Here is a 25614-nt window from a genome sequence, read left to right as displayed (position 1 = left end):
AGCGTTACACAATACACTATTTTTGTAGATTGTCAATCTTCGAGAGTGACGGCACACCGAAAATCACTCAAAACTTGCACAATTTGGTAATATGTCCCATATAGTGTCCATATATAAGACGGAGAATAAGACATGGCGCAGGCCCAGGCAGAAGGTAAGAAACGTGGTAAAGGTGCCGCACGTAGCGCGCGCTCTGGCAAATTTACGACCGTTCGTGAGAAGTCTGGCGCAACCAGAGCTCCAGCAATCGTAGCCGGTTTCACTGGCCGGTTCATGAAAAAGGGCGGCTTTGTCGACGTTGAGGAAGTGGCCGAGACGTTCCGCATGACCAAAACGCAGCTTGCCAATACCACAGGCCTGGGCGTTGCCACGCTCACCAAGGCGGATCGCCGTAAGTCACCGAAGACTCAGCGCCGCGTGACCGAAATGCTGGAGATCATAAGCCGGGTGCGTGATTGGGCCGGCGGTGAAGCGCAGGCTATGGCCTGGTATCGCTCACAGCCGATTCCCGCACTTGATGGCCGGACTCCGGAAGCGTTGGTCAAATCCGGCAAAGCGAATGCCGTTCGCGATTATCTTGATCATCTTGCGCTCGGCGGCTTTGCTTGAGATTCCAAGGACGGTGCTATCGCGGGCATGACCCCGCATGGTCTTTCTCGCCTATCTCGGGCGACGGAGCCTCGTCCACAGGTGGACGGTTCAATCGCATTGGTGAGCCTACCTTATATCTCGCGCTTGATGCGATAACGGCACTTAGCGAGTGCACCCAAGGCTTTAGCAATCGCATGCAGCCGTTGACGCTGTGCGAGTATGACATCGATTGCGAAGATATCGCCGATCTGCGCACATCTGCAAGCCGTAAGAAGCACAAAGTCAAACTGGAAGACCTTCAATGTGGATGGTTGACTTACCGCTACGGGGCCGACGACGCGCCATCCTGGCTCGTTGCCGATGGGCTGCGCGACGATGGTTTCGCGGGAATTCTAGTGCCGAGTTTCGCGCCGAGCGCTGAGAAGGACCATCACAACCTGATCCTGTGGCAATGGGGACCCGATTTGCCCCATCAGGTGAATGTCTATGATCCAAGTGGCCGTCTGCCCGAAAACCAGCTTTCATGGCCCGCCAAGGGCAAATGACGCCAGATTTCAGAACCACTGCTCGAAAACATCTGAGTAGAGCCAAAGAGCTGCTCGCAAGCGGCGATGACGCTGATTTGGAGTTTGTAGCGCTCAAGCTGCGCAAAGCGATGGAGGCTCTCACCTACGAACGATCGAAGATTTATTCCGATGATCTTGGGCCCGAGGCGATGAAGACTTGGCAACCCAGGAAATTGATGCAGCGAATGCTGGAGGTTGATCCTCATGCAGACAAGGCTGCTCAGATTTCAATGGGCCGCGAACCGTCTCCCGGAAAGAGGCCAGAAACCATGCGGCTTCTGGGAACAGACAATGTTTTCGACATGAAGACGCTGAAAAAGCATTACGATGCGCTCGGCGCCTATTTACACACAGAAACCCTTGACCAACTCTATCGCGGCAAGACGCACGATCTCGAAAAACTGCGCAAACGTTGTGACGCTATTGTCGAAGCGGCCGACATCGTTCTTGATTCCAAAATATGGAATTCATCGATGGCGAATCGCGGCGAAATTGAGTGTCATGACTGCGGCTCCATTATTCGCCGGAGGCTGGATCGGGACGGTGAGCCTCGAGTGGTTCAATGCTGGGATTGCAATGCCAGCTACACTCTGACCGATATTGGGAATCGCAAGGTGAATTTCGAACCCCGGATGCAAGATGTGCCATGTCCGGTTGAAGGTTGCAGCGGCAGTTTCCCGCTTTGGGAAAGAGAGCTGGTCGCCGGTACGCGATGGAAGTGCCGCGATTGCGGTCAGGCGCTTCGTCTCGCTCCCGGGGTAACGATAGACGAAAACGAAAATACACATTACGAATAAAGGCTGGCATCATCATGCACTGGATTGTTAGGGTGCGCTGATGGAAGAGGAAAAGCCCGATAAATTGTTGCGAGTACTTTGCCTTGATGGTGGAGGAGCTAAGGGCTTCTATACGCTCGGCGTTCTCCGGGAAATTGAAGCGATGATTGGTTGCCGCCTGCACGAGCGGTTCGATCTTGTTTTCGGCACAAGCACGGGAGCGATAATCGCTGCGTTAATTGCGCTGGGGAAAGACGTCGACGAGATCCACGACCTGTACAGGGACAATGTGCCCGAAATCATGAAGCACAAGGGCAAGGCCAAGAAATCGGAGGCGTTGAAAACGCTGGCTGAAAAAGTGTTCGGCGAATTGAAATTTGACAGTCTGAAAACCGGTCTCGGTATCGTAGCGGCCAAGTGGCAATCGGAACGTCCGATGATATTCAAGGGTGATCCGGGACAGGCGCATGGGCGTGCCGCCACTTTTGTTCCTGGATTTGGCATCACCATAAGCGATGCCGTGCAGGCGTCGTGCTCAGCCTACCCATTTTTCGAACGCAAGATGGTCACCACCTCTGCCGGTGACCAGATTGAACTGCTCGATGGGGGATATTGCGCCAACAATCCAACGCTCTATGCTCTGGCGGATGCCGCTTCGGCACTTAATGCTTCGCCAGAAGATATCAGAGTCGTGAGCATTGGCGTGGGCGTATATCCGGAACCGAAACGTTCCTTTTTGAACCCAGCGCGATGGGCAAAGCATCTCCTAAGCGTGCAACTGCTGCAAAAGACACTGGAGATAAACACCCAGTCGATGGATCAGCTCCGCCAGATACTGTTTAAGAACGTCCACACCGTCCGGATAAGCGATACGTTCGAGCGGCCTGAACTTGCGACCGACATGTTCGAACACGATCTCGATAAACTCAACACGCTTCGGCAACTCGGCGCGGAGTCTTTCGCACAGCACGAAGACACACTTTCCGAATTTCTGTCTGTCGAAAGTTCCTGAATGGCCATTCCCCAAAATCAGCTTGAGACATGGTCGCATCAAGGTTCGATCACACAGTCCAGTAGCACCTATCAAAGCCTCAAAAATGTGCTGGAGGCTCCGGCGACCCCATATGCCAAGCGGCTTCACAAGAGTTTCCTGCAAGGATCATATGGCAACAGCACGAATATCTGGGCCGATAGCGATGTCGATATCGTCATGCAGATCGACTCCGTATTCTACAAGGACGTCGGCGAACTGCCGCCCGGCGATCTGGAATTATACAACGCAGCATTCTCTTCTGCGGAATACACCTATGCCGATTTCAAGCGCGACGTTCTCGCGGTTCTTCTGGCCAAATACGGCAATCTGGTCGAAACCGGTAACAAGGCAATCTTTGTCGGTGGCAATGGAGGTCGGCGCGATGCCGATGTTTTGGTCGCCGCTCAATACCGAAAATATTGGCGGTATCGGGGAGCCGCTGATCAGTCATATACTGAGGGTCTTTGCTTCTGGGACTCGTCCGACAGGCAGATAGTCAACTATCCCAAAATACATTCCGCCAATTGCGTAACCAAGCACGCTGATACCAACCAATGGTTCAAGCCGACCGTGCGGATTTTCAAGAATATGCGCAACCGCATGATCCAGGATGGTTACATCGCGGCTGGATTGGCTCCCTCCTATTTTGTCGAGGGTATGCTTTACAACGTTCCTGCAACCTATTTCGGGACAAGTTATGAGGACTCCGTTGTCGGTTGCATCAACTGGCTGCTGGGATCAGACAAAGCCAAGCTGGTTTGCGCAAACAAACAATATTTCCTGCTCCACCCAACATCGCCGGTTACCTGGCGAGCGGAAAACCTCGATGCCTTTTTAAGCGCCGCCGTACGATTCTGGAAGGAGTGGTAAGAAACTTGAAGACGATCAATCAGTTCATGTGGGGCTATCAGGAACACTTCCGGATCCATTACGAGATTCTAACACAGAGTGTATTCGATACGATCGGGTTTGAAGGAAAACCAAAGGTTTTTCTGGTCGGACTGGCTATGTCCGATGAAGATGTTCAGCATGAGGTCTGCGTGGAGCCCGAGACCGGTCGGCCGGATCAGGGTTTCTTTTCTTCTCTGCCCGAGCGCGTTGTAGAGGGTATACCCAAACACCCCAATCAGCAGATGTTTTACGGCGATCCAGTAACCACCAAGGAACAGCCTGAAAACATCCGCCGCCAAGTAATCACTGAGGAAGTTTTAGCGCTGCTGGCTTCGGAAGATCAGCGCAGTGGACTACGCAGTTTCGCTTCCTTGGCAGCCCCCGTTGCCGACCATTATGTCGTAACGGTCATCCAAATTCCGCAAGACAGTTTGGCAGTGCATCCGGTCATACGATATCGCTGGATGCAGGAGGAAGCTGAAACAAATTTGCTGATGGAGTGCGTCCGGAAAATACTTCGCCAAGCTGAATACGAAACATATCGCTCATGGCCGGATCCTGGGCGCACTCTCGGGAACGATATGCAGCTCGAAGCGGAGGAAATTGCAGTCCGAGCCGCAAAGAGCTTGATGCGCGTGCCGTTTATTGCAGGCAACGCTATGAATCAGGGCCTTTTCGAACCGCTCGAGCAGGTGACCAAACTTATGTACGAAGGGCAGATATGCCGGGGACGTATTATTCTGGCGGCTGCGGATGACCCCAACCTCGACCATGTTCTACGCCTGTCCAACCCAGTTCCGCTGCGTCAGGTGCGATGGCTACGAAAATTGCTGCAGATGGCGACCCGGGAGACGGCGCTCATCAGCGGTTATGATACAGTCTACGGACTCGGCTCCACCTCGGATATCAGCAGCGAACCTTATGCCATTGATGTTGTTGATCGGCACCAGTGGGACTTACGCCGTGGCCGCAATGTTCTTATGCATATGCGCGCAGGCAGACCGGCGCTGCCGAAAGAGCCAATTTCAAATGAGCGGCTGGCAGAAAACATGACGCGCATTTTCGAGAACATCTCGGAAGCTTCAATCGCCAGGGCGAAGAACGTCATGGATATTTTGTTTCAACTTGGCCGCGGAAGCATGATCGTCTTTGCCGATGATGCGGCTGAAGAGGCCGAGCGGCTGAAGTCACAAGGCACACAAATTGTACCGGCAGCGCTCAATAAGGAACTCCTGGAACGCGCAACGAGCATTGACGGCACGATAATCGCCGATCCAGATTGTGTTTGTCATGCGGTCGGTATCATTCTCGATGGAAGTGCCAACGCCGAATGCACGCCGGAACGGGGATCGCGCTACAATTCTGCCGTGAGATATGTCGGAGATGGCTCTCAGGGCAGAATGGCGATGGTTCTTTCCGAGGATGGAACGCTCGACATTGTTCCCTTGCTGAGAAAGCAAGTTGACCGCGCAGAAATCGAGCGAGCAGTTGTCGACCTCGAAGCGTCCGATCTCGAAAGCTGCCATAAGGTAAGGAACTTTCTCACCAAACACCGTTTTTACGTGCTTGAAGATCAATGCGAACGGATCAACAAAGCGCTTGATCGCATTGAAAATGAACCAACCGAGGTCGGCAGAATAGTCTTGATCACCGAGCGATTTGCGCAAAATCCGAACATGAATGACAGTTACTTCAAACAGCCTAAGAAGGGACGGAGGTAGGCTTTTGTCCCTCGAAGCGACTTGAATATAAATGATCGACAGAGATTCGAAGAGTTGCGCCCTGAGTGTTCAGAGACGAAATTATCGAACGATAGACTATTGATCAGTTTTTAGGGGAAGGCCTTCCCCTGAGCCTGAGCCGCTACGCTGTCTCCGGCTACCCCTTCTGCGGGGACACCCCGCAACGCCCCGGATAATGAGCGGGATTTTTTATAGTCGCACTCTTTCCCGCTGCGCTCCTTGAGGGTGCGGCTTTTTTGTTCTGACCCGCAGGCACTCTTGCCTCTCTCCTTGCCCGGTGGGCGCTGGCGCACGGATGCGCGCGCGCACCACCGGTCGGCGTCGCGCCGTGCAAGGGTGCCGTCTTTGCTGGGCCGCTTCGCGGCTGAATTCATAACAATGGATAGCGATTGATATGGACGGCGCGGGTGCGCCGGCGTTGTTTTCCGGCTCCGACGAGTCGGGGAGGGCGGCGCTCCCGGCTAGGCCCGCCGCGGTCAGCCGCAACCCGGCCTTTCAAGACCGGGTCTTTCACTTCGTTACAGCCTTGCAGGTGCGCCTGACCGCGGCGGGCCTTTCTGGTCGCTCTTGCCGCCCACCCTGCCTCTCCGGGGCCGGGTGCGGCAGTTTTGGGGTGATGGAGGCGGTTATGTTGCATGGAAATTCTACAGTCAGTGAAAACAGCACGAGCAGGACAACACAAGGAAAGCGCGCATCGCGCGCCGCGCGAAAAACGCGCGGTGGCGGCAGTGCTGGGCAGAAAGTGTCTCTCTATGATGAAGTAACCGCGCAGATTATCGCGCAGCTGGAAGAAGGAGTTTTCCCTTGGGTGAAGCCTTGGAACAGCGGGAACGCTGTCACCGGCTTGCCGCGCAATGCGATTACGGGGCGGCACTATTCGGGCATCAATATTCTTATTCTCTGGGGCGCTGTCATTGATGGCGGTTATCCCTCGCAGGACTGGCTGACATTCCGCCAAGCCTTGGCCGCTGGCGGATGCGTCCGCAAGGGCGAGAAGGGCCGGACGATATTTTACGCTGACCGCTTCACGCCCGACGAAGACAGGAAACAGGAAGGCGAGGGCGACAAGCCCCGCTCGATTCCGTTTCTCAAACGCTTTACCGTGTTCAATGCGGCACAGTGTGATGGCTTGCTCCAGAGGCTGACCAGCGAACCCGCACCTTTGCCGACACGCGAATTGCAAGATCAGGCCGAGGCTCTGATTGCAGCAACGCAAGCAGATTTTCGGACAGGTGGGACCAAAGCCTATTACAATGTCGGCGCGGACTATGTGCAGGTTCCGCCGCAACCCGCTTTCACCCATCAGATCGACTATTACCGCACCGCTCTGCATGAACTCGGTCACTGGACGGGACACAAGACCCGCCTTGGCCGCGACCAGTCCGGCAGTTTCGGGACGGCGCTCTATGCGCGGGAAGAACTGTGCGCTGAACTGGCTTCGGCTTTTCTCTGTGCTGCGCTCGGTATCGTGCCGACCGTGCGCCATGCCGATTATCTCGGCTCATGGCTGGCGATGTTGCGGCAGGATAACCGCGCCATTTTCAAAGCCGCCAGTCAGGCCAGCAAGGCGGCAGATTTTCTTTTGGCGTTTACCGATCAGATGCCGCTGCGCTCGGAGCGCGCGGCATGAGCAGGGAAGCGCCCGACCATACCGCCGCGCCGCTTGAAGCGGAGCAGACGCCCATCGGCGTCCAGACCTTGGTGTCCGGTGTTGCGCCGATCACGCCAGCCCAGAGGCTGGCGATGCGCGCCAACGCGCCGATGGAACCCAAGAAGGCCCAGCGACCGGCCGATCACAGCCTGTTCGACACCAATAGCCGCAACCAGATCGAGATATTCTGAAATGGCTTTCTTGCAAATTTTGACCAGCTTCCACCGCCTTGCGGCGTCCTGCGCGATCAGGGTGCGGCAGACCCCGCATGGCAATCCCGCCGTGCGGTCCACCGGCCCCGCTTCCACCGCCACCCCCGTATGCAACGGGAGCGGGGCCAATCATCAACGTCAAATGTTAGGAGAAAGACAATGCAACTTGAAAATATAGACCGCGCCAAACTGTCGGTATCACCGGCGAATATGCGAAACGCCAAGAAACCGCCTGACATTAGCGATATATTGCCCTCGATACGGGTGCGGGGCGTTCTTGTTCCCTTGCTGGTCCGTCCGAACGGCAGCGCCGATAGCTTTGAGATTGTCGCCGGACGGCGGCGTTACTATGCGGCGACCACTGTGGCCGACGAAGGCGGCAGCGATGGACCGCTCCCTTGCGCGATACTCGAAGAAGGCGACGATGCCGCTGCCTTGGAAGCGTCCTTGATCGAAAATCTCGTGCGCGAAAATCCCGATGAGGTAACGCAGTGGGAACAATTCACCCAATTAGTCAAGAAGGGCCGCAAGGCCAGCGAGATTGCCGATACATTCGGGATGAATGAAAAGATGGTGGGGCGCATTCTTGCGCTTGGCAATCTCTTGCCGCCCATCCGTAAGGCCTATCGCCGCGAAGAAATTGATGCCGCCACCGTGCGCCATTTGACCTTGGCCAGCAAGGCGCAGCAAAAAGCATGGCTGGCTTTGTTCAGGGATGAAGAAGCCTATGCGCCGCGTGGAGGCCAACTCAAGGCTTGGCTGTTCGGAGGCGCGTCGATTTTCACGTCCGCCGCGATCTTTGATATGGCGGAATTCAACGGGCAGGTAGTGTCTGACCTGTTCGCCGAAGATGGCTATTTTGCCGATGCTGACCAGTTCTGGGAAGCACAGACTGCGGCGATTGAGGCGAAGAAGGCGGAATATCTCGAAGCTGGCTGGCGCGATGTGCAGGTCATTCCGCAAGACAGCTACTTTCAGACTTGGGACCATGAAAAGACGACCAAGCGCAAAGGTGGGCGGGTTTACATCGACGTGAGCGCCAAGGGTGAGGTGACGTTCCACGAAGGCTATCTCTCTGCAAAGGAAGCATGGGCGCGGGAGGCCGGACAGGTGAGCAGCACTGTAGAAAAACCCAAGCGTCCTGAAATCACCGGACCTATGGCGGAATATGTCGATTTGCATCGCCATGCTGCGGTTCGCAATGAACTCGCAGCCAGTCCCTATGTCGCGCTGCGCGTCATGGTCGCCCATGCAATCTGTGGTTCGCCATTGTGGAATGTGAAGGTGCAGGAGCAGCGCAGCCGCAAGGAAGCGATCACCGAAAGCATGGAGACAAGCGTGGCGGAGGCTCGTTTTGACGAGCGCCGCCGAGCGGTTCTGGCGGTGCTGGGGTTTGATGCCGACGAAGCTACCGTTACCCTCGGCCATGAAACCCGCAATGGCATGAGCGGCCTGTTGCTGCGATTGCTCGATGTGCCCGATAGCGTGGTGATGGAAATATTGGGCGTGGTCATGGCCGAAACGCTGGCAGCAGGAAGTGAACTGGTTGAGACTCTGGGTGTCCATCTTGATGTGGAAATGGCGGATTACTGGACAGCGGGCGAAGCGTTTCTTGATCTTGTTCGTGATCGTGAAATCCTGACCGCGCTTTTGAGCGACGTTGGCGGAGCCAGCATTGCTGCTGCGAACGCCAGTGAAAAGACCAAGACGGTGAAGGGCATTATCAGCGACCATCTGACCGGCGAAAATGGCCGCGAAAAGATCGACAATTGGGTTCCGCGCTGGATGGCGTTTCCGCCCTCGACCTATACGACACGCGGCGGAGTCGGAACCGTTGCTGCCGCCGAAAGAGCCAAGTGGTTGATGGAGGAGGACGAGCCATCGGGGCCGGAACCACAGAAAACGGACGAAGCCGCGTCCGCAGCGGAAGAGAATGAGCGAATTGCGGCTTGAAGCATAGGTGGGCGGCTTTTCAGCCGCCCGCTTCAAAATCACCGCAAAGCCCCGACCGGCAAAGCCGGTCGGGGCAGCGTTGTGGGTGCAGTCGTCATTGGGCAGGGCTGCGCCTTGGTTGTTGGTGGCAGAGCCATCGTCACCAGCAAACAGACGGCAAAGGCAGCGCGCTAGGAGCCTCCCGATGCCTGAAATGGTCGCGGCATTGCTGTGGTCATTGATAGAATGCCCGATTAGCCATGTCCATCGAGGCCTAGCGAGTCAGCACGCTTTCATGTGATCGATTGGTGTCGGCATAGGAAATCGCTCCGTTCCGCAAACAGGCTACTCGATTGCGACGGAGTCTATAAGCCAGACATTGAATGCAGGCAGTTATTCGCCAAATCCCCTTGGCGTTATTGGCCAGCCGCACTCATCCACGTCCTCGTCAATGGCTTTGATTGGCAGGGGACGGCTGCGCCTCTTGCCCCTAGCTGCAACGGCGCAGCCCAAAGTTTCTTCCCCTGCGCTACGCGCATTCCTCGCGGAAACAAGAAACCCCGGTCTGCACCGTCCTCCACTTCGTTTCGGCCCTGCGGGTGCATCGGTTCAAGCCCCTGCCTGAAATCAGCCATCGAGGCCGCGAATGAGCGCGGGTTCGACCAAACCAAGGAGAAGTATCATGGCTAATATCGGAACATTCAAAAAGGCAGGCAACGACTATCGCGGCGAAATCGTCACCGTGCTGTTGCAGAAGAAGAACGTCACCATCGTCGCCGAAGAACCAAGCGAGAATGAAAACGCACCGACCCACCGGGTATTCGTGGGAAAAGCGGAAATCGGGGCAGCCTGGTCAAAGACCAGCAAGGAAGATCGCGACTATCTTTCGATCAAGCTCGACGATCCCAGCTTCAACGCTCCAATCTTCGCCAGCCTGTTCGCCGATGAAGATGGCAAGACCTTCAACCTCATCTGGTCACGCGCCCGCACATCGAGCGGCAACTGATCCAAGCGCCTACGCCCCGACCGGCTCTGCCGGTCGGGGCTTCGCTGTGTTCGTTTGGACCGACGATTTACTACTATTGAAACAGAGCAGAAAGTAGGAAGGTCGGATCATATTTCGCTGGGAAACCCAATCATGTAGTCGTGCTCCTATGCGATATACTTTGGCATTCAAAAAGTTGATGATGGCAGACCCGAGCCGCTGGGAAGTGCTGGACATTGTTCGCTCGCTCGATTTGGCGGACTGTTGGATAGGTGCTGGATTTGTTCGAGATTCAGTTTGGGACAATTTGCACGAACGAATACCCGGCGGATTGACGGCAGACATTGACGTGATTTGGTTCGATTCGAACGATTCCAATCCTGCCAAAGATCGAGCGCTGGAAGTAGAGTTGCGCAGAATCCGATCGGACCTGAACTGGTCAGTCAAAAATCAAGCGCGAATGAACGAGAGGAATGGCGACGCGAATTACAGGTCTGCTACTGACGCCATGCGTTTCTGGCCTGAGACCGCAACGGCAGTTGCGGTTAGGCGCGGTTCCCAAGATAAGTTTGAAATCGCCGCGCCGTTCGGCTTGGATGATTTATTTGAACTCAGGCTCACGGCAGCGGGGCGATTTGCAAGCGAGAAACGGTCGGTCTTCTTGGAACGGCTTGAACAAAAGCAGTGGCTGCAAAGATATCCAAAGCTCCAGATAACTGAAAATTTGGTCCGATGAGCGGCCGGCACTGCCACGGTTTCGCTCGTCTGGATAAAAGTGCATGTCGGACTCTATGACCGACCGACCACCATCCCCCTGCAAAGACATTTGTGCGCTGGACGCCAGTGCCAGCGTCTGCACCGGCTGTTGTCGCTCCATCGCCGAGATCGCCGAATGGGGGAGCGCGACCGCCAGCCGCCAGCACGAAATCGTGCGGCGATCTTGTGCCCGTATGAGAAGTCTCGCTTCACGGACGCACTCAAAAACCTAACCCCCAAGCGCATCCAAAGCGGCCTTCATCTTTGATGAAGATTGCCGCTTTGGATGCGCTTTTCTTAGGGGGTTTTAGGGTATTTGTATTAATTGCAGGATATGCCTAGCGGCGCGTGTTGTATTACAATGCCTGTGTTTCACGAGGCAATTTTAATGGCAACAAATACCCAGCCGACGACTGCGATGCTTAGCATAAGGCTCGATACAGCAACGCTCGCTGCGCTCGATAGTCTTGCGGTAGGCCGGGGTGGTCGAAGCGCAATCATGCGGCAGATGATCGAACAGATGCTGGAAGAGAATAGCGGTCGCCCGCTGATTGATCGTCCCGGTGGCGCCGCAGGCAATCGTGTCTCGTTGCGCTTTACCGATGCCGAGATTGCAGTGATCGAATATCGCGCATCACAGCGTTCAACAAATCGGTCAGGCTGGATAAAGGCATTGGTGCGTCGTCACCTTGCTTTGAAATCTCGCGTCGATGACGGTCTGCTTAACGAGCTTGCGCCAATCAGGATGCAATTGCTCCGCATTGGCCGCAATCTCAATCAAGCGATGAAGGCTGCCAATCTGCGAATGATGGATAACGGCGACAAGAAAATCGAAAACGACCTTCGACGAATCGCTGATATGCGGATGGAAATTTCTGAGCAGGTTGCAGCCGTCGGGGAAGCCATGCAGGGCGATGCAAGCTATTGGACGGTTGCTGATTGATGGGTTTGGAATCTGCCTTATGGGAAGCGACCCGCCCTGCATTCCTGGTGCGCTATATCCATGACCCGAATGGCCAGCCGCTCATCCCTCTCTATGCCAGTTACGGTTCTGCCAGTGGTAAAACCGCGCGGGCGAAACTGGCGAGGATTGTGCGCCGAGCGCCTGAGGTTTTGGTTAAAGTGACAGGACGTCAGAAGGGCGGTCGCCATGTCAAAGCCCACCTTGAATATATCGGTCGCAATGGTGGCGTCGATATCGAAACACGCGACGGCGAAATCCTCACGAGCAAGGATGATATTGTCGAGCGAGCAGCGGAGTGGAGTGACACGCTAAAATGGCGATCGCGACCGTCTGTGTCATCAGTGTCGCTGGTTTTTTCGATGCCCGCAGGCACCGATCCCGACAAGGTGCTTGGAGCGGTTCGCGCGTTGGCTCATGCAGAATTTAGCGACAATCACGATTATGTCTTGGCGCTCCATACTGATACACCGCGTCCTCATGTGCATTTGGCAGTGCAGGCCGAGGGACTTGATCGGACCCGCTTCAATCCCCGCCCGGTCCAGCTTAATCGATTGCGAGAACGGTTTGCCCGCGAATTACGTGCGCGCGGTGTAGCTGCGGAAGCGACGCCAAGACGTGCGCGCGGGCAGGGGGTTGCGGGGTCAAGCATGGCGTTGGTCAAATTGCGTGCACGGCTACGCGCTGGATCAAGTAGCCAGATGACCGATGCGGATCGGCGCACCAACGAACAGGCTATCGCCGTTGCGCGGAGTCAGGCCGCACTGCCAGCTTTTGTCGCATCCGGTACGAACAGGTGGCAGGAAATACGCAAGGCATACGGTAAAGCTGCCTCTGCGCTGGACGCGACTGGGGAGACCGCAGATCGGGATCTTGCTAGCGACGTGCGCCGGTTCCTCGGCAAGCATCAGGGCATGAATGCCACCCCAGAAGTTTTTGCCGCCCGCCATGCTCAGAATCTCGGGATGAAGCTTCGTGGTCCTGAAAAAGCGGTGCCAGAACCGCCGTCTAATGATCGTGGGCGAAGGCAGTGAGATCACCAGCATTGCAGTATAATATTATTGTGCTGGAGGAGAATTTACTCCCGCTCGGAACGACTTTAACTGGGGTGGGATGCGGCCTGTCTGCTTTCGGAGCGAGGGGCGGGAAAGCCGAGGCTTTATCATTTTAGTATAGTTCTCCTCGAATTCTGGCTCGCTTCTGAATTCAGCCTGAGACCCGAAGCGCCCACTCCCGACGCAGTTTCTGAAGTTGCCCGTATCAGAATTGTCTGTATTGTTAGCTGAAATGAAAACGGAACTGCACGGCTATAACTATAGCGTATACACTTGGATTGCTCGATTTGCGCTCTCTGAAAAGGGAGTGGAATATAGCACCGTCGAGGTAAACCCTTTTACCGAGGCGGGTCATCCCGCACATCCATTTGGGAAGGTTCCGCTTCTGGTTCACGATGGATTTCGTGTCTACGAGACGAGCGCCATTACGCGCTTCATAGACTCGGCATTTTTTGGACCGCAGCTCCAACCCACGGATATGCGAGAGCGCGCGCGATCTGATCAAATAATCAGCGTTGTTGATAACTATGCGTATTGGCCTTTTGTCAGGCAGGTTTCCAGTCAAGGATATTTGAACAAGGCATTAGGCTCGGAAGTTGATCAGGCGGAGTTACAAGCGGGTTTGAAATCAGCTCCGAAAATTCTTTCAACGCTAAACGATTTGGTCTCAGATCAAGGGCTTCTCAAAGCGGGCCTACTTTCCCTAGGCGATATCCATTTAGGGCCCATGATATCCTACTTTCAGATGGCTCCCGAAGGCGCAAAATTACTACAATCTTATCCTCAACTATTTCGGTGGTGGGATGCCTTGTCCGCGCAACAAGGACTTGAACAGTCCAAACCCAACAAACTACCTCGTCTGAGTTAAAAGAACCCACTCATAACGGAAATCGGATTAAGCGAACGCGAATGGCAGAAATTGGGGTGGAAAACGGAATGGCCGGTTTCGAGCAGCAAAATGCGAAAAGTAGACGTTTGATCTGTTTCCACGGTCAGTTGCTCGAAACGGCGCCATAAATGACATCTGAGCCATTGAACAAAACAGTCTTAAAAAGGACATTTATACCCAGCTTTGTGCCGGTACTCAGATCAACAAGAGCGCTGCCTTCGGAGGCCTCTCAGGAGCTTTTCGCTAGAATATCCGGACGCTTATTTTTGTGCGCTAACGTACTGTTTTCAAATAACTAAATTGAAAGCCCATATGAAATCGCTACGCTATTGCGAGCGATGACTTGCTCCCGCTTGCTTCCGTGGTGCTTCCGCGAAAATAGGCAGGATTTTGGATAGATATCTGGAGATAGCACCATGACAAAACTTACGAAGCGTGCGGTAGAAGCACTTAAGTCTAAAAACTCTGACTATTTCGTGTGGGATGATGAATTGCTTGGATTTGGTCTGCGGATTTTTCGCTCTGGCAAACGCAGTTACCTCATCCAATATCGATCAGATGGCAGAAGTCGCCGTTACACAATTGGTCAGCATGGTGTGTGGACTGCAGAAACTGCCAGAAGGGAAGCCCGCAAATTGCTTGGAAAAATTGCGGAAGGTGAAAACCCCGCTGAACAACGACACCTTGATAACAACTCGATCATTATCAAGGAACTGTGCGAACGCTATCTGGCCGATGCGGACATACGAAAGAACAATCATAGTAATCGAAGTCAGACTGGGTATCAGAAAAACGCGACTCAGCGCTGCCAGAAAACCCAACGTGATTGTTGGCAACAACTCGTTGTAAGACATGTCAATCAGCAACAATCGGAATTTCCAGAGCGCTTGGATAATCGGCATTGTGATGCAGCGCGATAGTCGCGGTTCGTGCATCCTCACGCGTTTCAAATCCGAGCCGGCCACCCGAATTATAGTTTTTTTGCGCCGAAGGGTCATTATAGGGGCCCACAGTCAGCCGTAGCCGCGTCCCAGCGGGCAATTCCCACGCATTCCAAAAGAAGTTTTTGAACTCATAGGCTTGCACTGTTCCCGGTTCAACCAGACTGGGTTCGAGACCGCCACGAAACCGCGCGCGCACAACATCTGCACCGAGATATAGCGGCCCGCCATCGGGAAAGATGGCGTAAACGGTCACAAAAATATCTGCGTCTGGCGTATCCATTTCCAAAAACAGCTTCAGACGCATTTGACCCGCCATGGTGGTGTCCCCAGTGAGGGGCGAGGAATGGAAGACCAGTGTTTCAGGCATATGCGCCGGCGACGTGACACGAAACTCACCGCCGCGGATCTCATTCCAGTACGTATCAGTTAGGTTCACGGGGCTCGTATCAAGGGGATCACTGACAAACTCGTGCGGCGCTTCTCCTTCGACCGGAGTGTCTGAGAGGTGACCTGAACCGAAAACGTCATATGCTTCATGCGGGTCAGCGGAGAGGTAAAACGTACGCTGCTCGGCGGCGATGTCCTCAAGCTTGTTTGCATGGCGCCACTCTTCAGCGCCGCCGACATAGTAAGCAATACGATCTTTCAACAGATCTGGTTGAGAGCCGCGGCCGAGACGCCAATCGAACCAATCCAGATTGAACTGGTCCATATCGAACTCAGCCGCGGGCCCAAACTCCACGCCATCCCCCAATTTTCGTTTTGGTGACCGGGTGCCGCCATGGGTCCACGGCCCCATGACCAGGTAGTGATCGATGGCAGCCCCCTGCGGTGCGCTCGCCTGATGCTCGCGGAAATAGCGCAGCGCCCCCGGCTGATCGCCGTCATAATGCCCAGTTATAGTGAGGACGGGCATATTCATGCGCGCATAATCTTGCGGAGTCCACGCCGCTGACGCCCAACTCAAAGGCCTGGACAGGGTCTCCACCCAGTTCTGAAAGTGCTGCGATGGTGTGCCAGAAAACGTATCATACTCATTGAAGGGTATGTGCCCACGATACGATTCTTCCTCACGCTCGCTCCAGTAGGTCTCGTCTGCAAACAGATTTATGTTAAGCGCCGGGCCAGTAACGAAACTCAGCCAGGTCGCGGTGTATTTCTGGCTACGATGTCCGGCAAAGACTGGAAAATCATGTCCTGGATACACAGACGCGGTAGGGACCATTGTCTTTATCTCGTTCGGACAAGACCGCGCCGCCATCCATTGGGTCATACCGCGATACGACCCGCCGCGCATCATAACTGTTCCGTCGGACCAGGACTGCGCTTTGATCCACTTGATCGCCTCGCAAACATCTGCGCCGTGATCACTCAGCGGCACATACTCGCCGCCTGATCCACCACGGCCACGTACATCCAGGCTCGCCATGGCGTAACCCCGCTCCGCATAGGTGCGCGCGCGATCGTGTGCCTCGTCGGAGACATACGGCGTTGCGATGAGCACCGTCGGAAATCGCCCGTTCACGGAAGCCGGTTTCCACGCAGTCACGGCAAGCGGCGTTCCATCGATAGCCGCAACATTTTGGTGGAGCAGTAATTCAATTGTACCCGGTTCGTCTGGATCGGTCTGCGCCGCGGCAGTTCCTGAACATGCCAGCGCGACAACCATAGAAATGCTGGTCAGTAATCGTCCAAATTTCATGGCGTCTCAATCGTCTTCAAAGTCATGATACCCGTCGCCCAGAAATCCATGCCTTAAGGTGCTGCGGAGCAATATTTCCGCCGCAAAGAATGGTCGCAACATCATCTTCCGGAAAAGATTCTGGATGCTCGATGAGCGTCGCCAGCCCTGCCGCCCCAGCTGGCTCAACCAGCAAACCCAATTTGTCGAAACAAAGCTGCACCGCTTCGATAATGGCCGCATCGCTGACCAGAAGTATATCGTCGGCAAGTCCCTGCATGAGCGTTACCGCCTCAGGTACAGGTTCTCGCACGGCAATGCCGTCGGCGATCGTCGACACGTCGGGCGTAGAAATGGAACGTCCCTCTCTCCAGCTCATCGCCATGGCCGGCGCGCCTTGCGAACAAACACCAACGACGCGAATGCCCCGATCTTGCGACTTGATCCAAGACGCGACGCCATTCAACAGCGCGCCGTTGCCCACCGGAACCAGAATGGTGCTGAACCGGTGGTTGCCAGCCAGCATTTCCAGCCCAATCGTTCCAGCCCCGATCGTGACCTCGGGAGCCGCACCATCTTCTATGAATGAGTAGCCGTTCGATTGCGCGAACGATTTGGCGGCGAGCTTGGCCGCGTCGAAATCATTCCCAGTCTGAACAATTTGCGCGCCAAACGACTTAACCCGCTCCACTTTGAGCGGGTTGGCATTCCCTGCGAGGAAGACCGTCAGAGGAACCTGGCGCGCACGCGCCGCATAGGCCATGCCTTGGCCAAAATTGCCAACGCTCGCGCAGATAAGCTGCGTCCCTGGCTCAGCTGCATCAATCAGAAGACTGGCACCACGCCCCTTGAAGGATCGGATGGGATTGACCGTTTCGATCTTTAATAGAGGCGACTTTCCGAGGCGCTCGCTTAAGGCATCTGCTTTGAACTGGGGTGTATCGCGAAATTCAGGATCGATGCGCGAAGATGCGGCAAGAATCCCGTCACTGACGTCGGCAATCTTCATGTCTAATGCAAGTTCCCTGCTGAGGCTGCGGTGCGCGATGCAGCGAGCTTCAGGACAACCGCCTCCATGCCGAACTTGTAATGGCGCTTCAGCACCTGGCAGAGCTCAGCGATCTCGCCGCTTTGGATAAGCTCAATAAGCTTGGAGTGCTGCTTGACCGATTCAGCGATCAAGGCCGTATCGGACATGTAATAGGTTTCGTAGCGATAGACGGTCGCGCGAAGCGTGCTGACCCATGACTGGAGGCGACTGTTTGCGCAGCAAGAGATCAATGTGTCGTGCCACATGGAATCGATTTCTATGCCAGCGACAATTGTTTTGGCTTCAGCCAATCTCTTATTAAGCGCGACCAGTTTTTCGACAATCGTTGCGAGGAGCGGGCCAGATTCCTCAATGGCAATCACTTCCAGACCGGCAATCAGCGGATAGACCTCCCGCGCCTCTCGCTCGTTTAGTGACGAAACCGAAAACCCAGACCCAGACGTAGCCGTCGCAAAACCTTCTTGCGCCAACCTGAACAAGGCTTCTCTAATCGGCGTTCTACTAATGCCTAACGTCTCGGCGAGGCGCGACTCGACGATCGGCGCACCTGGCTCAAAGTCCCCCGCAAGGATCTTGTTTCGTATGAGTTCGTATGCTTCGGCGCCTCGCGAGCGTTTCTGCGTTTTGTCATGATCGGCCATGGCTAAACCAGCTTCCTCGGTAACAGTGCATTGATGCGGCTCATCAGCGTGTAATGTCCAACACCTGCCTGCTTTGCGACGTTTCTCGGCTCGATCGCTGCGTGCTCCGGCCCAACCAACGTGGCAACGTCTCGAATACTGACATCGGGTTTTTCCGTCACATCAACAATGGTGTGCGCTGAACTGATGGATCCAACCACGGGGTAGAGGTGACCGCCAATCATGACTTTGCAATTATTGACGGCAGAGCCTGGATAGCCATCGGTTGACCCGACGGGCAGAAGCGCAAGTGTCGTCGGTTTCTCTACTGTGTATTTGGGACCAAACCCAACTGTCTCGCCAGGCTGCAATTGTTCGAGCCTGACGACACGCGCTTTCAATCGCCAAACATATTTCAGATCCGCCATCGATACCGCGTTCGCATCCGGATAAAGGCCAAAGATCGCTGTCGCAGACCTAACCGTATCGAAACGGGCCTCCGGCAGATAAAAGGTTGTGTATGACGGTGAGGCGTGCACAAGCCCCAGCGGAATGCCCTCATCTCGCGCGTCCGCAATGAGCTGGTTGAACCGCCTCAACTGCTCTCGATCATGCTCGATATCATGGATGAACATTGTGTAGATTCCAGCAACTTTGACCGATGGTCGCTGCGCCAGATCCTTCATCCAGGGCAGCGCCCGATCGTAGGGCATGCCTTCGCGGTTAAGCCCGGTGTCAATGAAGAAGTGGATGGGAATGGGCCTGCCTAGCCGTCGTGCTACGCTGTCCAGCCGATCACCCGTATCATTGCGCCAGCACGTCACATCGATATCGTTCAAGACGAGCTGCTCGATCTCAGCCTCGGTAACTTCGCTCATATTGAGGATAGGCTTGCTCACCCCAGCCGCCCGGAGCGCGAGGCCTTCGGCTACCCGGACACAGGCGAGCGAGGAAACTTCCGGCATTGATGCCAAAAGTGGCCCGACGACCGTGTCGCCAAGGCCATAAGCGTTGTTTTTTACCGGCGCCATGATTGGCGTGCCACCGGCCATGCGCGAGACTTCGCGAACATTGTTTCGAAACGCCTCAGCGTCGATTTCGACCCAGGGGTCATTGCTGTCCACGCTTCCTCCCGGACGATTTCTCGATACACCCGGCGGCGCGGCGGGATCGGGCTCACGAACGCCTGCAACTAAACCGGTTGTGCAACCTGCGTTTACTGCACTGCCAGCGCAAACCGCCATGCCCGTCAAAAGTCGGCGTCTCGTCTCGTCCATCGCGACCACTCCTCTCTCACACAAAAAATCAGTATTCAATTATTGATAATTGTATACTGACGGTAAAACACGAATTTGTCAAGCGCGCCATTGGCGGCACAAAGTCTCACTTGGCGAGGACTGGGGAGGTATTTTCAAATGCCATATGCGGCGCAATCAAATAACTTTGATGACCGTTACAGAACATGCGCTGTGGAGCGTTAGAATAACAAAACAGTGTCGTTCAGGATGCCGTCCTCTTAGATACGCAAAAACCTCTTTGCAGATTTCATATGTTGAAGACTGACCTCACCGAATTTCAGTGAGGCGCACAGTTACGGCTCAATTAAAAACAGGCGATCGGCGCGGGCCGCGTCTCAAACGGCCGCTTACGCGCATTCAAAAACTCGAACTGATCACGCCGACCAACTTGGTCGCTCGCGCATGATCTGCGCCCACTTGACGACATGTTCGCAATCAGCTGGAGCACTGAGTTCAAAAATATCAGTGATCGTTAAGGCGGTCATACCGTGCACATCCGCGAAGCTGAATGTCTCACCCGCAATAAACGGCCTGCCGTCAGCCATTTCTTTATTCAACCAACGCCATTTTTCAGGCATGGCTTTGCGTTGAGCATCGGCAAAGGCTGGGATTTGTTCTAAAACATCTGCAAACAACGGCAGCTGGTGGCGCACCATAAGACCGATGGTCAAAAATAGCTGCGAGTAGACGCGCTGGCTCCACATCTCGATATTGCCTTGCTCGAAAGGAGTTCGCCCCATCAGCGGGTTTTCAGGAAAGGCGAGTTCAAGGTAGCGACAAATCGCAATGCTCTCGGTGATCACGTCACCGTTGTCCAACTCTAAGGCGGGCACTTCGCCGAGCGAATTGACTTTAAGATATTCCGGCGTGCGCGTGTCTGTGCCAAGCTCCAGGACCTTGCGCGGTACATCTATACCTTTTTCCGCAATGAAAACTCGAACGCGTTTGGCATTCCCTGCGTTCGCATCATATAACTTCATACCATCTCCTTAAGTATACTGATTGAAAATCGACCGCCCGTTCAATTGCAGGCAACGCGTTGGAATTCGATCGAACAACTGCCTATCAGGACTCTAATGAATGTGAATTCCAGTACTTTGCACTCGCTCCAAATACTGCCAACCACAGCGCTAGCGAAACGAAGGCTAGCGCGTTAGCGGCGACATAGGCTGGAAACATCAAGTCAGAGAGCCTTGGAGCAAGATATATCGAAGACGCCCCCACTATTGCGCCAAGATATGCTAAAACGCCGAAGCCCGCGAGCACGCGCGGCACGAACCGGCCGACTATCAGCAGGGCAGCCGTAACCATAGCGCCTAGCGACGTTGCGATAAGTCCCCAATGAAACAAATCAAAGTTGAGCGCGTTCAGGGCTTCAATTGCCTTTAAAGAGCTACCTTCGTCGGCGGCGCTTGTAATTTGGCTGGCAACGCCGCTCGCTGAGTATATACCGAAACCCAAAAACCCGGCGCCAACCAAACGCAATCCGCTTGCAACCAGAGAGAACCAGACATTCACAGGTCGTAGGAGAAGATAAAAACCAATCGCGACAAATATCGCCAGACCAACGCCAACCGTATCAACGAGCATTCGGGTCTGCAGCAACTGCAGTAGTACGTCGGCGCCGCCTTCGACTGCGGCTAAAAGCACGCCATCACCCACGTTCATGGTCTGATAGATCCCGAGACCAAACGTTGCGAGCAACCCAATCCCAACTGCGCGCGCCAACAGTTTGTGGCCAGCTTCATTATCGATGGACGTCATTTTTCCTCACAATCTGTACTTTCATTTATACTAGATGCACCACCCGGAGCGGACCATTCACCCCGCCGCATGGGGCAATCACTCAATCGATTACCGTTTTTGCGTGCACTTGTATTGGTGCCTCCTGGTACGCGAGCGCCTGCCTCACCGATCAGGCTTGCCCCCGGGCGCGATCGGCCCGCCGGTTATTTATTAGGCCTTTGAACAAAGGGAAGCGGATCGTCCAGGTCTTCGATCCCAAATTGTTTAGATAAGTCTGGGCACGCTAAGGGCTCGTCATCTGAATTTTCGACGACTTCAACATCTGCTTCTACAGAAGTTCCGTCCATTTCAATCATTCGGTCAATTCCGGCTTTCGAATAATATATGAGCATCTTCGCAAGCTCATCGGTTTCATTACGAAATCCTCGAACCGAACCGGGCGGACATGACACGACAGTGCCTGTAGGGGCGTAGATTCTTCGTTCGTTATCACCGTAGAACACCATCTCACCTTGGGTAACGATGAAGACTTCGTCCTCGTTGCGGTGTATGTGAAAAGGGCCACCTTTCCCAGGCGGGATGAAGGTCTCCATAAGGGCGAAACGTCCGTTGCTTTCTTCATCGCCGACTATCATGCGATAGACGTTGCCAACGGAATTAACCCGGTTTCCATCCATTGATCAGGCGACCAAAATTTGAGGTCCAGTCATTCGCTCACTACTCCTTTGCTATGAATATCCAATCCGTAATGCGGCGCTAATCATCCGCTCACTGAACGGATGATTAGCGCCGTGAGATAGAGGCCTAGGCCAAAAATCGTGTGAGCGGTAAAACTCAGAAGGCGAGCTCTATTAGGTGCTGGTGCGCGCGAGGCCGCTATTCCTGCGCCAAGACAAGGTTGCAGAACGAAGTACGGCGCGATGACAGTAAACATCCCAAACCAAATCGCCGGAAAGAGTGACGGCGCCGAGATCCAGTCAACCCCCATCAAGCCAATGAAAGCGATGCCAAAAATCAACCCAATGATGTAATGGGCAGCCCATCCGATGAATGCTTCCCCGGGGACTGAAGGCGTTGTTGTGATCGGTGCATGTAAAATCCGCCCTTTCGGCAGCAAGACGAGCCACCGACCGACAAGTCTGTAGTCCAGAGAGGGAATGCCAAGCACACGGCTTTGCGCAACTCCCCAAAGATCAAGAAACATGGTTGCGCCCACACCTAGGGCTGCGGGCATAATGAGGTTTTCGACGACGGCCACCTAAGGGTCTCCATTGTTTAATATCATTCTATTGAATTATAGATTATACGATGTCAACAGATAGTGGTAATTCTGGTTTTTAGTTACACCCCCCCCCCCCCTCCCTCAAGGTTTCTATTGAGCGTTCTTAAAAAATACTCTATCGTTAGCCTCAATAAAAGGACGCAAGATGTTTGAGCAACTCTCAATGATCGCCAAATCGATCGGAAACCCTCACCGACTGGCGATCATGGAAGCTCTACTTGAAGGCGAAAAAACCGTGGATCGGCTTGCCGAACAAACTGGACTTACCATCGGGAACACATCGCAACATCTGCAGCAACTGAAACAGGCAGGACTGGTACAGTTTAGAAAAGATGGGAAGCATAGCTTCTACAGAGTAGGCGAAGGGCCGATCGGTCCTTTATTGAATGCATTGCAAGCTTTCTCCGATTTCCGTCTTCGACAATTTGCTCCAGACTCTAATCGCACAAACGTTCAAATAGAATCTGTTGGCCGCGAAGAACTCATTGCGCGGATAAAATCCAAAGATGTGCTGCTGCTCGATGTTCGGCCCGAAACTGAGTACGCGCTGGGCTGTCTTCCAGGCGCGATAAACATCCCAATTGATGAGCTTCAGGATCGGATTGGCCAGCTGCCGAAAAGCGTCGAAGTCGTCGCCTATTGCCGAGGTCCGCTGTGCTCATTTTCGAAGGAAGCGACCGCAGCGCTGAGAATGGGCGGCTTCAAAGCACGCTGCTTTGAAGAAAGCGTACCATTATGGCAGGCAGCGGGTCTGCCCATTGATCAAGCCGCTTAAGTAATTCCTGTTGTTTGAGGTCGGGATTGAGCACCAGCCGCCGAAAGGCGATGCTAACCGAGCGTGCTAAACGCGCCCTAGAATGGACTAACTCTTCGCCAAGAAATTTCGTGAGAGATTATGAAATAGCACTTGGAACCCAAACGTGGATCGAAGTTGCGCCTTTGGTCCGCCCGAATGCGAGCGTCACATTTTCCGATGCCTGTTGGTCTCCACAGATTTCCTAGACAGAGCCCACCGAACCGTAGAATCACTGAAGCCTATTATAGGTGAAATCATCGAACGCGAGTTGAATGACTTCCCCGTCTTGTATGATGTTAAACCTTGTTACTTGTCCGCGGCGTGGAACTAACTCTACTCTCACAGCGTTAGTTTCAGTGTAAGCCGTCGCGTTAGCGTGCAGATTGCCAAAAGTCACATGCAATTGCTCATCGATTGCGGCCACTTTCATTTTACCCATTTTTTCATTTTCATAGAACCCCACCGCATGAGGTAATCGCACAATCGATTTTCTATTCAGCGAGCACCTGTTTCAGCGCCTTCGTGTTTGAAACAAACCCGCGTTACTTCCGGGGTTTAATCCCAAGCGCGATCAGTCCTCCTGCTATTCCGGACCCTACTATGAGGCCGATTCTGATGCCGCCAAACACATTTTCGAACAACAAGTTCGTAAGCAAAAAACCAAACAAAACGCCAACAACGAAACCGATGACAATCTTGATAAACATATACACCTCATACGGGTTAAATGATGACTATGGCGCAATACGCACTCCATACTCGTAGAATCGAGGATATTCGCTTCGGCCATCTTTACGTGTTTCAGCTCGCGCGAAGCAAAGTTACATATAGTTAGTCTTGAGCATTGGCCGGCACAATCACGGCGGTTCCATAAGGCGGATCAAAGTCCTGCATCATCATATCTGCGATCATCCGAAAGAAGCCTTCCGTAAACCGCGTATAGGTTCTCGAGCCATCGGGGTTTTCATCAAATTCGACCATGCCATGATCAGTACGAGGGAATACAGCCGTCGTAATGGGTAACCCTTCAGACTGCAGCGCGCGAAGACGCACTCGTGTGAGGTCGCCAGGCGCTGCAGTATCATTGGCGGCAATGACCCAGAGTTGCGGAATTTCGAGCGAGCGCAAAACGGACATGGCGTCATATCGCCATGCAACGTTCTCATCTTCGAAGTCTCCAGCTTTACCGGCCCGCAATTCATCCTCGCTTGCGCTGAGAATTTCATCAGTGAACTCTCCCTCAATTGACAAGAGCCATGGCTCATTCGCATAGCGTTGTTTGATTTCATGCAGCTCATCGATGCCGCTGGAAAAATTTGACGCAACGATCAACCCGGTGGCGGAAGTTACTTCTTTAGCTTTGGCGATGTCACCTTCCCCATAACCGTTGCGGCGCATCTCATCGTAAACTTGTTCTGCGTCCTCTTCTATTGGCGAAAGCACTAGACCGAACCCGACCACAACAAAATCAGCATCAGATTGGGTCGCGGCAAGCGGCGCCACCCAGCCGCCTTGGCTCCCACCATAGTATCCCGCACGATCGAACTGGCCGCTTGCCATCATTACAGCATGATTAAACGCGGCGGCAGCGTCATCAGCGAGCTGCGGGAAGTTTTGCGTGTATGTTCCATCAGACATACCAGTGCCGCGCTTATCATAGGCAAAAACGGTGATGCCCTGCGCTGCTAGCAAGTGGGGAAACCGCGAACGCCCGACGGTGGGCGTGCTTTCAGAACCGTGCACGAATACAGCAAGGGCACGCGGTTTTCCGGCTATGGCTGTCGGCGTCATCAACCGTCCATGAAGCGTGACGCCGTCGTTTTGGAAAATCGTGTCCTCCTCCGCAATCTCCACGCGAGAAAAAGAGCCCCCCTCGGGCGTTTGGAGCTTTGCTGAAACACACGCTACCTCAGCATCTTCGCCGCCTAAAATGCCACGTCGGCCATCAACAAAAGTATACCCAGTTCTGTCCGGCGCTCCGTCACGCACGTGATCGTACAAGACGACGATTTGTTCGCCATACTGGTAGGCGCCGGTTTGGCAGCCCTGCGCCGCCACGAAATTTGAGGGCGTGGTGGCACATGATACGACAAGCCAGACTGCAGATACCAGCATGCAATAACCAACATGCTTCAAAGGAAAAAACATCATTGCGC

27 protein-coding genes are annotated in these 25614 nt (G+C 54.2%); 17 read left to right on the top strand and 10 right to left on the bottom strand.

Annotated features, from left to right (window positions below; all coding sequences use genetic code 11):
* The first annotated feature begins 132 nt into the window (after positions 1-132).
* The 6 genes from DK507_RS00490 to DK507_RS00465 are packed head-to-tail and all read left to right on the top strand — an operon-like array spanning position 133 to position 5578.
* Positions 133-609 carry an antitoxin Xre/MbcA/ParS toxin-binding domain-containing protein gene (locus DK507_RS00490; protein WP_254054212.1) on the top strand — a complete coding sequence of 159 codons (477 nt, stop codon included), beginning with the start codon at positions 133-135 and terminating at the stop codon, positions 607-609.
* Complete coding sequence (locus DK507_RS00485; RefSeq protein WP_109354060.1) at positions 606-1136, top strand: RES family NAD+ phosphorylase; 531 nt, start codon at positions 606-608, stop codon at positions 1134-1136. The genes DK507_RS00490 and DK507_RS00485 overlap by 4 nt, the downstream gene beginning before the upstream one ends.
* Entirely contained in the window at positions 1133-1954 is an 822-nt protein-coding gene (locus DK507_RS00480) for a hypothetical protein (RefSeq protein WP_109354059.1), read from the top strand. The genes DK507_RS00485 and DK507_RS00480 overlap by 4 nt, the downstream gene beginning before the upstream one ends.
* A gap of 40 nt (positions 1955-1994) precedes the next feature.
* Entirely contained in the window at positions 1995-2945 is a 951-nt protein-coding gene (locus DK507_RS00475) for a patatin-like phospholipase family protein (protein ID WP_109354058.1), read from the top strand.
* Positions 2946-3836, top strand: a complete 891-nt coding sequence (locus DK507_RS00470) for a nucleotidyltransferase (protein WP_109354057.1) — start codon at positions 2946-2948, stop codon at positions 3834-3836. It begins immediately after the preceding gene.
* The gene (locus DK507_RS00465) at positions 3725-5578 is read left to right on the top strand and encodes a hypothetical protein (protein ID WP_162558825.1); all 1854 of its coding nucleotides are present in this window, start codon (positions 3725-3727) and stop codon (positions 5576-5578) included. The genes DK507_RS00470 and DK507_RS00465 overlap by 112 nt, the downstream gene beginning before the upstream one ends.
* 391 nt (positions 5579-5969) lie before the next feature.
* On the opposite strand, the gene DK507_RS17735 is transcribed toward DK507_RS00465, so the two are convergent.
* Positions 5970-6236, bottom strand: coding sequence for a hypothetical protein (locus DK507_RS17735; RefSeq protein WP_162558824.1), 267 nt, complete (start codon positions 6234-6236; stop codon positions 5970-5972).
* Between DK507_RS17735 and DK507_RS00460 the strand changes: the two genes are divergently transcribed.
* From DK507_RS00460 to DK507_RS00410, 10 genes are all read left to right on the top strand, one after another.
* Positions 6228-7229: an ArdC family protein gene (locus DK507_RS00460; protein WP_109354791.1), complete on the top strand. Its 1002-nt coding sequence runs from the start codon at positions 6228-6230 to the stop codon at positions 7227-7229. The two genes, DK507_RS17735 and DK507_RS00460, sit on opposite strands and share 9 nt — an antisense overlap.
* Positions 7226-7441, top strand: coding sequence for a hypothetical protein (locus DK507_RS17730; protein ID WP_162558823.1), 216 nt, complete (start codon positions 7226-7228; stop codon positions 7439-7441). Before DK507_RS00460 ends, DK507_RS17730 begins: the two co-directional genes overlap by 4 nt.
* A 180-nt stretch (positions 7442-7621) precedes the next feature.
* Complete coding sequence (locus DK507_RS00450) at positions 7622-9415, top strand: ParB/RepB/Spo0J family partition protein (protein WP_109354052.1); 1794 nt, start codon at positions 7622-7624, stop codon at positions 9413-9415.
* A 661-nt stretch (positions 9416-10076) separates the two neighbouring features.
* Positions 10077-10400 carry a DUF736 domain-containing protein gene (locus tag DK507_RS00440; RefSeq protein WP_109354048.1) on the top strand — a complete coding sequence of 108 codons (324 nt, stop codon included), beginning with the start codon at positions 10077-10079 and terminating at the stop codon, positions 10398-10400.
* A gap of 160 nt (positions 10401-10560) precedes the next feature.
* Positions 10561-11115, top strand: a complete 555-nt coding sequence (locus tag DK507_RS00435; protein WP_254054211.1) for a nucleotidyltransferase family protein — start codon at positions 10561-10563, stop codon at positions 11113-11115.
* 43 nt (positions 11116-11158) lie between these two features.
* Entirely contained in the window at positions 11159-11368 is a 210-nt protein-coding gene (locus DK507_RS18180) for a DUF1289 domain-containing protein (RefSeq protein WP_216822307.1), read from the top strand.
* 155 nt (positions 11369-11523) lie between these two features.
* Positions 11524-12078, top strand: a complete 555-nt coding sequence (locus DK507_RS00425; protein ID WP_254054210.1) for a ribbon-helix-helix domain-containing protein — start codon at positions 11524-11526, stop codon at positions 12076-12078.
* Positions 12078-13130, top strand: a complete 1053-nt coding sequence (locus DK507_RS00420; protein ID WP_109354045.1) for a relaxase/mobilization nuclease domain-containing protein — start codon at positions 12078-12080, stop codon at positions 13128-13130. Before DK507_RS00425 ends, DK507_RS00420 begins: the two co-directional genes overlap by 1 nt.
* 253 nt (positions 13131-13383) lie before the next feature.
* Positions 13384-14019 (top strand): glutathione S-transferase family protein, encoded by a 636-nt coding sequence (locus tag DK507_RS00415; RefSeq protein WP_109354043.1) that lies wholly within the window; start codon positions 13384-13386, stop codon positions 14017-14019.
* Positions 14020-14456: 437 nt separating this feature from the next.
* Positions 14457-14960: an Arm DNA-binding domain-containing protein gene (locus tag DK507_RS00410; protein ID WP_109354042.1), complete on the top strand. Its 504-nt coding sequence runs from the start codon at positions 14457-14459 to the stop codon at positions 14958-14960.
* Here the strand turns inward: DK507_RS00410 and DK507_RS00405 are convergent.
* The 8 genes from DK507_RS00405 to DK507_RS00370 all read right to left on the bottom strand — a co-directional run bounded on the left by DK507_RS00405 (position 14896) and on the right by DK507_RS00370 (position 22638).
* Positions 14896-16686, bottom strand: a complete 1791-nt coding sequence (locus DK507_RS00405; RefSeq protein WP_109354041.1) for a CocE/NonD family hydrolase — start codon at positions 16684-16686, stop codon at positions 14896-14898. The genes DK507_RS00410 and DK507_RS00405 overlap by 65 nt on opposite strands.
* A 22-nt stretch (positions 16687-16708) precedes the next feature.
* Positions 16709-17674: a threonine/serine dehydratase gene (locus DK507_RS00400; protein WP_109354040.1), complete on the bottom strand. Its 966-nt coding sequence runs from the start codon at positions 17672-17674 to the stop codon at positions 16709-16711.
* A 2-nt stretch (positions 17675-17676) separates the two neighbouring features.
* A complete protein-coding gene (locus DK507_RS00395; protein ID WP_109354038.1) occupies positions 17677-18357 on the bottom strand; it encodes a GntR family transcriptional regulator in 681 nt (226 codons plus the stop codon).
* Positions 18358-18359: 2 nt separating this feature from the next.
* Positions 18360-19613 carry an alanine racemase gene (gene alr, locus DK507_RS00390; protein WP_109354037.1) on the bottom strand — a complete coding sequence of 418 codons (1254 nt, stop codon included), beginning with the start codon at positions 19611-19613 and terminating at the stop codon, positions 18360-18362.
* A 395-nt stretch (positions 19614-20008) separates the two neighbouring features.
* Entirely contained in the window at positions 20009-20614 is a 606-nt protein-coding gene (locus DK507_RS00385; protein WP_109354036.1) for a glutathione S-transferase family protein, read from the bottom strand.
* 85 nt (positions 20615-20699) lie between these two features.
* Positions 20700-21398 (bottom strand): DUF4386 domain-containing protein, encoded by a 699-nt coding sequence (locus DK507_RS00380; protein ID WP_109354035.1) that lies wholly within the window; start codon positions 21396-21398, stop codon positions 20700-20702.
* A 185-nt stretch (positions 21399-21583) separates the two neighbouring features.
* On the bottom strand, positions 21584-22015 hold the full coding sequence (locus DK507_RS00375; RefSeq protein WP_162558822.1) for a cupin domain-containing protein: 432 nt from the start codon (positions 22013-22015) through the stop codon (positions 21584-21586).
* 125 nt (positions 22016-22140) lie between these two features.
* Entirely contained in the window at positions 22141-22638 is a 498-nt protein-coding gene (locus tag DK507_RS00370) for a DUF2938 domain-containing protein (RefSeq protein ID WP_216822306.1), read from the bottom strand.
* Between the two features lie 169 nt (positions 22639-22807).
* Between DK507_RS00370 and DK507_RS00365 the strand changes: the two genes are divergently transcribed.
* Positions 22808-23437, top strand: a complete 630-nt coding sequence (locus tag DK507_RS00365; protein WP_109354033.1) for a metalloregulator ArsR/SmtB family transcription factor — start codon at positions 22808-22810, stop codon at positions 23435-23437.
* Between the two features lie 852 nt (positions 23438-24289).
* On the opposite strand, the gene DK507_RS00355 is transcribed toward DK507_RS00365, so the two are convergent.
* On the bottom strand, positions 24290-25609 hold the full coding sequence (locus DK507_RS00355) for a S9 family peptidase (protein ID WP_109354031.1): 1320 nt from the start codon (positions 25607-25609) through the stop codon (positions 24290-24292).
* Positions 25610-25614 lie beyond the last annotated feature (5 nt).

Source organism: Sphingorhabdus sp. EL138 (assembly GCF_900258045.1).
Classification (GTDB): Bacteria; Pseudomonadota; Alphaproteobacteria; order Sphingomonadales; family Sphingomonadaceae; genus Parasphingorhabdus.
This window is presented reverse-complemented; position numbering and strand designations above follow the sequence as displayed.

Bases quoted from the DNA above. Each gene is read 5' to 3' on its own strand.
- DK507_RS00365 (WP_109354033.1), top strand. From the start codon at position 22,808: ATGTTTGAGCAACTCTCAATGATCGCCAAATCGATCGGAAACCCTCAC.
- DK507_RS00425 (WP_254054210.1), top strand. From the start codon at position 11,524: ATGGCAACAAATACCCAGCCGACGACTGCGATGCTTAGCATAAGGCTC.
- DK507_RS00460 (WP_109354791.1), top strand. From the start codon at position 6,228: ATGTTGCATGGAAATTCTACAGTCAGTGAAAACAGCACGAGCAGGACA.
- DK507_RS00480 (WP_109354059.1), top strand. From the start codon at position 1,133: ATGACGCCAGATTTCAGAACCACTGCTCGAAAACATCTGAGTAGAGCC.
- DK507_RS00490 (WP_254054212.1), top strand. From the start codon at position 133: ATGGCGCAGGCCCAGGCAGAAGGTAAGAAACGTGGTAAAGGTGCCGCA.
- DK507_RS00440 (WP_109354048.1), top strand. From the start codon at position 10,077: ATGGCTAATATCGGAACATTCAAAAAGGCAGGCAACGACTATCGCGGC.
- DK507_RS00380 (WP_109354035.1), bottom strand. From the start codon at position 21,398: ATGACGTCCATCGATAATGAAGCTGGCCACAAACTGTTGGCGCGCGCA.
- DK507_RS00355 (WP_109354031.1), bottom strand. From the start codon at position 25,609: ATGATGTTTTTTCCTTTGAAGCATGTTGGTTATTGCATGCTGGTATCT.
- DK507_RS17735 (WP_162558824.1), bottom strand. From the start codon at position 6,236: ATGCAACATAACCGCCTCCATCACCCCAAAACTGCCGCACCCGGCCCC.
- DK507_RS00395 (WP_109354038.1), bottom strand. From the start codon at position 18,357: ATGGCCGATCATGACAAAACGCAGAAACGCTCGCGAGGCGCCGAAGCA.
- DK507_RS00385 (WP_109354036.1), bottom strand. From the start codon at position 20,614: ATGAAGTTATATGATGCGAACGCAGGGAATGCCAAACGCGTTCGAGTT.
- DK507_RS17730 (WP_162558823.1), top strand. From the start codon at position 7,226: ATGAGCAGGGAAGCGCCCGACCATACCGCCGCGCCGCTTGAAGCGGAG.
- DK507_RS00475 (WP_109354058.1), top strand. From the start codon at position 1,995: ATGGAAGAGGAAAAGCCCGATAAATTGTTGCGAGTACTTTGCCTTGAT.
- DK507_RS00410 (WP_109354042.1), top strand. From the start codon at position 14,457: ATGACAAAACTTACGAAGCGTGCGGTAGAAGCACTTAAGTCTAAAAAC.
- DK507_RS00405 (WP_109354041.1), bottom strand. From the start codon at position 16,686: ATGAAATTTGGACGATTACTGACCAGCATTTCTATGGTTGTCGCGCTG.
- DK507_RS00450 (WP_109354052.1), top strand. From the start codon at position 7,622: ATGCAACTTGAAAATATAGACCGCGCCAAACTGTCGGTATCACCGGCG.
- DK507_RS00415 (WP_109354043.1), top strand. From the start codon at position 13,384: ATGAAAACGGAACTGCACGGCTATAACTATAGCGTATACACTTGGATT.
- DK507_RS00420 (WP_109354045.1), top strand. From the start codon at position 12,078: ATGGGTTTGGAATCTGCCTTATGGGAAGCGACCCGCCCTGCATTCCTG.
- DK507_RS00470 (WP_109354057.1), top strand. From the start codon at position 2,946: ATGGCCATTCCCCAAAATCAGCTTGAGACATGGTCGCATCAAGGTTCG.
- DK507_RS00400 (WP_109354040.1), bottom strand. From the start codon at position 17,674: ATGAAGATTGCCGACGTCAGTGACGGGATTCTTGCCGCATCTTCGCGC.
- alr (WP_109354037.1), bottom strand. From the start codon at position 19,613: ATGGACGAGACGAGACGCCGACTTTTGACGGGCATGGCGGTTTGCGCT.
- DK507_RS00375 (WP_162558822.1), bottom strand. From the start codon at position 22,015: ATGATAGTCGGCGATGAAGAAAGCAACGGACGTTTCGCCCTTATGGAG.
- DK507_RS18180 (WP_216822307.1), top strand. From the start codon at position 11,159: ATGTCGGACTCTATGACCGACCGACCACCATCCCCCTGCAAAGACATT.